This is a genomic window from Candidatus Glomeribacter gigasporarum BEG34 (assembly GCF_000227585.1).
In the GTDB taxonomy this organism is placed as follows: Bacteria; Pseudomonadota; Gammaproteobacteria; order Burkholderiales; family Burkholderiaceae; genus Glomeribacter; species Glomeribacter gigasporarum_B.
Map to the genome: position 1 here is coordinate 1 of NZ_CAFB01000062.1, position 7646 is coordinate 7646.

At 54.0% G+C, this 7646-nt stretch carries 8 protein-coding genes; 5 read left to right on the forward strand and 3 right to left on the reverse strand.

Features of this window, described 5'->3' with window-relative positions; genetic code table 11:
• From CAGGBEG34_RS07920 to htpX, 5 genes are all read left to right on the forward strand, one after another.
• Positions 1-414, forward strand: a 414-nt coding sequence (locus tag CAGGBEG34_RS07920; protein ID WP_042688387.1) for an ABC transporter permease subunit, incomplete at its 5' end; no start/stop codon positions are given.
• Positions 411-1397: an ABC transporter ATP-binding protein gene (locus CAGGBEG34_RS07925; protein WP_006683183.1), complete on the forward strand. Its 987-nt coding sequence runs from the start codon at positions 411-413 to the stop codon at positions 1395-1397. The genes CAGGBEG34_RS07920 and CAGGBEG34_RS07925, both read left to right, overlap by 4 nt.
• Positions 1397-2380, forward strand: coding sequence for a dipeptide ABC transporter ATP-binding protein (locus tag CAGGBEG34_RS07930; RefSeq protein WP_006683184.1), 984 nt, complete (start codon positions 1397-1399; stop codon positions 2378-2380). Before CAGGBEG34_RS07925 ends, CAGGBEG34_RS07930 begins: the two co-directional genes overlap by 1 nt.
• Positions 2370-3533, forward strand: a complete 1164-nt coding sequence (locus tag CAGGBEG34_RS07935) for a TraB/GumN family protein (RefSeq protein ID WP_238985021.1) — start codon at positions 2370-2372, stop codon at positions 3531-3533. The genes CAGGBEG34_RS07930 and CAGGBEG34_RS07935 overlap by 11 nt, the downstream gene beginning before the upstream one ends.
• A gap of 28 nt (positions 3534-3561) precedes the next feature.
• A complete protein-coding gene (gene htpX, locus CAGGBEG34_RS07940; protein ID WP_006683186.1) occupies positions 3562-4425 on the forward strand; it encodes a zinc metalloprotease HtpX in 864 nt (287 codons plus the stop codon).
• Between the two features lie 92 nt (positions 4426-4517).
• Here htpX and rsmG read toward each other — a convergent pair whose 3' ends face one another.
• From rsmG to CAGGBEG34_RS07955, 3 genes are read right to left on the reverse strand one after another with little or no spacing between them, the layout of a single operon-like run.
• Positions 4518-5201, reverse strand: a complete 684-nt coding sequence (rsmG, locus tag CAGGBEG34_RS07945) for a 16S rRNA (guanine(527)-N(7))-methyltransferase RsmG (protein ID WP_006683187.1) — start codon at positions 5199-5201, stop codon at positions 4518-4520.
• Positions 5202-5254: 53 nt separating this feature from the next.
• The gene (gene mnmG / locus CAGGBEG34_RS07950) at positions 5255-7189 is read right to left on the reverse strand and encodes a tRNA uridine-5-carboxymethylaminomethyl(34) synthesis enzyme MnmG (RefSeq protein WP_006683188.1); all 1935 of its coding nucleotides are present in this window, start codon (positions 7187-7189) and stop codon (positions 5255-5257) included.
• Positions 7190-7202: 13 nt separating this feature from the next.
• Positions 7203-7490 (reverse strand): integration host factor subunit beta, encoded by a 288-nt coding sequence (locus CAGGBEG34_RS07955; RefSeq protein ID WP_006683189.1) that lies wholly within the window; start codon positions 7488-7490, stop codon positions 7203-7205.
• Positions 7491-7646: the final 156 nt, after the last annotated feature.

Below are 7646 nucleotides of genomic sequence, written 5' to 3' on the forward strand. Positions count from 1 at the left end.
TTTGCGATTGCATTGGGCGGCCTGCCGGCTTATGTGCGGCTGGTGCGCGGCTCCGCGCTCGGCGAGCTGCAAAAGGAATATGTGATTGCATCGCGCGTTGCGGGCGCGGGCACCCTACGGCTGATGTTTTCACAAGTGCTGCCCAACTGCGCCGCGCCGTTGATCGTGCAGGCGACGCTCGGCTTTTCAACCGCCGTTCTGGATGCGGCCGCGTTGGGTTTTCTTGGCATCGGCGTGCAGCCGCCGCTCGCCGAGTGGGGCTTGATGCTCGCGAGCGCGCGCGATTATATGGATAACGCCTGGTGGATTGTGACCATGCCCGGAATTGCGATTCTCGTGACGGTTCTCTCGATCAATGTACTCGGTGATGCGCTGCGCGACGCGCTGGATCCGAAATTAAAACGAATTCAATGAAAGACGCGCCTTTGCTTGTCCTGAAAAATCTGACCGTTGACTTTGGCGGCCCGCCCGTGGTCGATCATATCCATCTCAATATCGTGCCGGGCGAAGTGGTCGGTATCGTGGGCGAATCCGGTTCTGGAAAAAGCGTTGCGATGCTTGCGGTAATGGGGTTAATTGACGCTCCGGGCAGAGTGCGCGCGGATGAGATGCGCTTTAATGGCCAGGATTTGCTGCATATGCCGCCGCGCGCGCGCCGGAAAATCATCGGCAAGGAAATTTCGATGGTGTTTCAGGACGCGCAAACGAGCCTGAACCCCAGTTATACAATTGGCATGCAAATCAAGGAAGTATTGCGCAAGCATCAGGGACTGCGCGGAGCCGCATTGCAGGCGCGCGCGCTTGAACTGCTTGATCAGGTCGGTATTCCGGACGCGAAAAACCGGACCGGAAGCTATGTGCATCAACTCTCCGGCGGAATGAACCAGCGCGTGATGATTGCAATAGCGATTGCCTGCAACCCAAAACTGCTGATTGCGGATGAACCGACAACGGCGCTGGATGTCACCATTCAGGCGCAGATTATGCGGCTGCTGATCGAACTGCAGCAACAGCGCGGCATGGCGTTGATTCTGATCTCACACGATCTGGCGGTGGTCTCGGAAGTTGCGCAGCGCGTCGAGGTGATGTATGCCGGCGAAATTATTGAAACCAACCGGGTGCCCGATATTTTCGAGACGCCGCATCATCCGTATACCGAAGCGCTGCTCGCCGCGATTCCGGAACGCAATATTGGCGCGGCCCGTCTGGCGGCGTTGCCGGGTCTGGTGCCTGGGCGCGAGGATCGACCTTCCGGATGCCTGTTTGCGCCCCGCTGCCGCTATGTCACGGATATGTGCCTGCCGAAGCGCCCTGAATACGCGATGCACGCGACCGGCATGGTGCGTTGCATCCATCCGCTTCACTTTCAATCCGCCGGGCGTTCTGGAGCTGCGTAATGGATGCCGTAATGGATGCGGTACTGATCGCGGAGCATCTCACCAAGCATTACCGGATTCGCCGCGGCCTGTCCGGACACGGCCTTGTCAAGGCGCTCAATGATGTGTCGTTTTCATTAGACGCAGGCAAAACGCTTGCAGTGGTAGGGGAATCCGGCTGCGGCAAATCGACACTCGCGCGGCAGCTGACCATGATCGAAACACCGACCTCTGGCCGGGTCCTGATCGATGGGCGCGATATTACCCAGGCAGATCGCGCGCAGCGCGCTCTATTACGGCGGCGCATTCAGATCATATTTCAGAACCCTTTCGCATCGCTCAATCCGAGAAAAACGGTCAAAGCCACGCTTTCCGAACCGCTAGTCGTCAATACCTCTTTCAATGCTCAGCAACGCGCCGCGCGGATCGAGGCGGCGATGCAAACCGTCGGTTTGCGGCCCGAGTATATGCAACGCTACCCGCATATGTTCTCAGGCGGCCAGCGGCAGCGGATCGCCATTGCGCGCGCGATGATTCTAGAGCCAGGCATTGTCGTCGCGGACGAGCCGGTTTCCGCGCTCGATGTCTCGATTCAGGCGCAAATCCTGAATCTGTTGATGGATTTACAGGAACGCTTTGGCACCAGCTATGTATTTATTACGCATAATCTGGCCGTCGCCAGACATATTGCGCATACGATCATCGTGATGTATCTGGGCGGCATCGTTGAGTCTGGAGATACAAAGTCGCTCTTTGAACGCCCGCGTCATCCGTATACGCGCGCGCTGATCTCCGCCGCGCCGGTGATTGGGGCGGCTCAACGGACGAATAAAACACGCCTGCAGGGCGAGCTGCCATCGCCGCTCAATTTACCGAGCGGTTGCGCATTTCATCAGCGTTGCCCATACGCGGTTGAGCGTTGCCGCAGAGAAACGCCGCTGCTGCGCAACGTTGCGCAACGGTATGTTGCCTGCCACCGTGCAGAAGAGCTGAATGACGCATAAAAGACAGTATGGAGCTCGATGCGGGCGGAGCAGGCCTCCATCGCGAAGCGATGGAGGCGACCCCGCAGCGAGCTCGGATCGATGCGGGCGGAGCAGGTTCCGTCGCGCGCAGCGCGATAGATGCGACCCCGCAGCGATCCCGAATACCGAACACGCAGAAGCGGCACAGGGAAAATCACTGAAAAATGCGTTCAAGCGTTTTCTGGCCGCACTGCGATGGCATTTCATACTTTTGTATGGCTTGATGGGCCTGTGCTTAACGTCCCCATTAACGCCCGCATTTTCTTATCCTTCTGCTCCCGTCCCTGAGTCTGCAGAGCGCGTTGCGCCGCACCTGCCATTCTATATTGCCCGTAAAGGGCCTATGACCCTTTATTTGCTCGGTACGCTGCATGTTGGCAACGCAAGTGATTATCCGCGTCCTGAACGTTTCCGGCCAGCGATTCGGGCGGCGCTGAAGGCATCGCCCGCACTTGCATTTGAGCTCTCGCCCGACGATCTGATTCTGTCCCAGGATGATGTCCAGCGTTATGGGATGTGCGCCTATCCTTGTCTGCGCCGTCTCGCGCCAGCGGCGCTATGGCGCCGGCTCGCCCAGCGTTTGCGCGATCACCCGGCGGAGTTCGCTGAAATCAAGAAGGCCCGCCCCTGGCTGGCTGCAATGCTGCTCGATACGCTGACCGCTCTTGCCGCGGGTTTGCAGACTGAATACGGTACCGAGGCGCAACTTGAAAATATTTATACCGCCGGGCGTATCCTTGGGCTTGAAACAGTCGATGAACAGATACTTGCCTTTGCCCGCTTGACAAGCGCCGAGCAGTTGGAAATGCTAAGGCAAAGCCTGATGCAAACGCCTGAGCGCAGCGCCGCCGATATACGTGAATTACATCTCCTGTGGCGCGCCGGAGACGCAGACGCGCTGGCGATGTGGCAAACCAGAACCACTGAGAAACTGGCGCATGCGCGGCGCATCGCTGAAGCGGTTGATGAAAAAACGCTCTTTCAGCGTAACCGGCGTTTTGCGGCGCGCCTTCTTTTAATGGCCGAGCCTGAAGCGCCGTTGTTCGCCGCCATTGGCGCGTTGCATCTTGGCGGGTCGCGCGGCGTGCTCGCCTTGCTGAGGCAGCATGGTTTTGATATTCAACCCGGATAGCGCATTTTTCAGAGTTGAGGAATATCCTATGAATTGGATTAAAACAACAATACTGATGGCCGCGATTACGGCCTTGTTTATGTCAGTCGGACATCTGCTAGGCGGCCAGCAAGGGATGATGATTGCCTTGCTGTTCGCGCTGGCGATGAATTTTTTTTCTTACTGGTTTTCTGACAAGCTGGTGCTGCGCATGTATCGGGCGCAGGAAGTGGATGACAGCATCGCGCCGCAGCTCTATCGAATTGTGCATGATTTGGCAATGCGCGCCCGGTTGCCGATGCCGCGCGTATATTTAATTGATGAAAGCGCGCCAAATGCCTTTGCAACTGGACGCAATCCGCATCATGCCGCTGTCGCTGCAACCACCGGACTCATGCGCATGCTCACGGACCGTGAATTGCGCGGCGTGATGGCGCACGAATTAGCGCATATCCAGCATCGGGATATTTTGATTTCAACCATTTGCGCAACGATGGCCGGCGCCATCTCAGCGCTGGCCAATTTTGCGATGTTTTTTGGCGGACGCGGGCGGGATGAACAGGAACGCTCAGGACATCCATTTGCCGGCATCATGGTGGCTATTCTCGCGCCACTGGCGGCTGCATTGATTCAAATGGCGATCTCGCGCGCGCGTGAATTTGAAGCGGATCGCGGCGGCGCTGAAATATGCGCGGACCCGCAGGCGCTCGCTACCGCGCTCGACAAAATTCACCGCGGAGCGATGAATATCCCGTTTGATACGGCGCAGTCGCATCCTGAAACAGCGCAAATGATGATTATGAATCCTTTATCTGGGAATTCAATCAGCCGTCTTTTTGCAACCCATCCTGCAACCGAAGCGCGTATTGAGAAACTGATGGAGATGGCGCGCACAGGGCGTTATCCAGCCTAGAAGTCATTTATTGCACTACACAACCGTTCGATGACTTCGTCTAGAGTGTTGAGCGCGCTAAAATCGATGACCCATTGACCCTGATTTTTCCTTCAGCCTCGCGCACCGACATGTGCCGGCTCACAAGTTATTTGAACCAGATGCCGTTCGGCTTTAAGAAACGGTACATGAAGTTTAACGACGCGCGCAATATGCATTCCGTCCAACGCTTTGGCTTTAAATTCAGAGATTTCCGCTTCAGGAAAAACGCCCTTCATCGCCCAAATTGAAACGCCAGGCGCAACAAGATGGCGCGTCAAAGAAACAAGCCTGGAAAGACTGGAGAAGGCGCGGGATACTAGAACATTTTGCAGTGATTTTGCCTGCGCAGCGATGCGCTCGCCATCTGAAGAAGGCAGCAACTCGACGCGGCTTGCTAAAACCTGAACATTCGGAAGAGGCAAAACCGTTTTTAAATGGGTCAGAAAAGCCGTTTTCTTCTGAACGGCATCGTTGAGTATCACCCGCCAATCGGGCTTTGAAATAGCCAGCACGACGCCTGGCAGACCACCGCCAGAGCCAATGTCTAATACGGAAGAAATGGGGCAAGAGGACAATACTGGAACAATGGCAAGCGAGTCCAGAATATGCTGGATAAGCATTTGCTGCGGATCACGAATTGCGCTTAAATTGTAAATAGAATTCCATTGAATAAAATACTTTAAATATGCCAGCAAACGCGCCCGTTGGGATTCATCAAGTCCGACGCCAAGCATTTCAGCGCCTTCAATGAGCATTGAATCCAGTGAATATGTAGCGGGATTCATTCAATCACTGACTTTGCTGTTTATCAGCCTTTGCTGATGTCCCAATCGCTACCTGTTCCAGGGTTCTTCTTTAAATAAATCAATAGTAGTGAAATGGCCGCTGGCGTAACGCCTGAGATGCGGGATGCCTGGCCAAGTGTTTGTGGACGGTATTGGGTGAGTTTTTCGGAGACTTCAAACGATAAGCCGCGCACTTTTCCGTAGTCTATATTTTCTGGAAGACGCATATTTTCATACGCCTTGCACCGCTCTATTTCTGCCATTTGCCGATCAATATACCCCTGATATTTAATGCTTATCTCAACTTGCTCTTCGATTTGACGAAGAAGTGTTTTGTCGGCTGAAAGCGGCTGATGAGGCGCGTAAACGCCGTTTCTGAAACGCATCAGAGCCGCATAGTTGATTTCGGGACGGCGCAAAAGATCGGCTAAACAGTATTCCTGATCGGTTGTTTTTCCAAGCAGCAAAACGGTATCTTCATCGGAGAGTGTTTTTGGGTGCACCCAGGTGGAACACAACCTTTGCGTTTCACGCGAAACAGCTTCATATTTCTGGTTGAAAATTTTCCACCTGCCATCATCAACCAAACCCAACTGATGGCCAATTTCAGTTAATCGTCTGTCCGCGTTGTCTTCACGCAAACTCAGCCGATATTCGGCCCGGCTTGTAAACATTCGATAAGGTTCGCAAACGCCGCGCGTGACGAGATCGTCAATCAGAACGCCAATATAAGCTTGGTCGCGGCGAGGAAACCAGGCATCGCGTTCCTGAACCTTGAGCGCTGCATTGATGCCGGCGATCAGGCCCTGCGCAGCGGCTTCTTCATAACCTGTGGTGCCATTGATCTGGCCCGCGAAAAAGAGATTTTGAATCGCTTTTGTTTCCAGCGACGCTTTCAAACCACGCGGATCAAAATAATCGTATTCAATTGCATAACCAGGTCGCAGGAGATGCGCATCCTCCAAACCTTGAATGGAATGCACAAACTCAAGTTGCACATCGAATGGCAAACTGGTTGAAATACCGTTTGGATAATATTCATTCGTCATCAACCCTTCCGGTTCAAGGAAAATCTGATGCGATGCTTTATCCGCGAATCGGTGGATTTTATCCTCTACTGAAGGGCAATAACGGGGGCCTACACCTTCAATTGAACCGGAGTATATTGGCGAGCGATCTAATCCCCCGCGAATAATGTCATGCGTGCGCGCGTTCGTACATGTAATCCAGCATGGCAGTTGAGCTGGATGTTGATCTTCCCGGCCTATAAAGGAAAAAACAGGAATGGGATCAACATCGCCTTCCTGTTTTAACAGCCTGGAAAAATGAATTGTTCGCCCGTCGATCCGGGGCGGCGTCCCTGTTTTTAATCTTCCCTGTGCAATTCCGAGTGCTTTTAATCGCGCTGATAATGACAGAGCGGCTGGCTCACCCGCCCGTCCGCCCGTATGGTGATTGGCGCCGACATGAATTTTCCCATTTAAAAAAGTTCCAGCGGTCAAAATGACCGAACGCGCATGAAAACGGATGCCAATCTGCGTTTTCACTCCTGTGACGCGCTCGCTTTCGATGATTAAATCTTCAACAGCCTGTTGAAATAAAAAAAGCTTTGGCTGATTTTCAAGTCTGTGACGGACCGCCTGTTTATAGAGAGAGCGATCCGCCTGAGCGCGGGTCGCACGCACAGCAGCCCCTTTTGAACGGTTCAGGATACGAAACTGGATGCCCGCCTCATCTGCCGCAATCGCCATTGCGCCTCCGAGTGCATCCATTTCTTTGACAAGATGAGCTTTTCCAATCCCGCCAATTGAAGGATTACAACTCATCTGCCCTAATGTTTCCAGGCTATGCGTCAACAACAATGTTGAACACCCCATGCGGGCGCTCGCCAATGCCGCTTCCGTTCCGGCGTGACCTCCGCCAATGACGATGACGTCGAAAACTTCAGGAGAAGACATGGAATCTTGTGTGTTACTTTAAACGGCGTTTTATACGCTCGCGCAACTCTTTGCCCGCCTTGAAATGCGGCGCATATTTTTCAGGTATCTGAATTTTTTCGCCCGTTTTTGGATTGCGGCCGGCGCGCGCTGGGTAGCGTTTTAAACTGAAACTTCCAAAACTGCGGATCTCAACGCGCCCTCCCTGCGCCAGCGCGTTGGATATTGCGCTCAGCAGGATTTTAACCGCACAATCCGCGTCCTTCAAAGAGAGTTGCGGAAACTGGTCAGCGAGCAATGCAGTCAGTTCGGATGGGTTCATCGGAATCAGAAAACGAACCGCGCTCGCCGGAAAACTTCCGCCATCCGCCTGAGCGCATTTTTTTAGAGCATTTTTCAGTGAGATTGCACAAGGAGTCGAGCGCGAAGACAGTATGAATAATACGGCGAGCGCGAGCGACGCCGTGCAAGCCGCTGA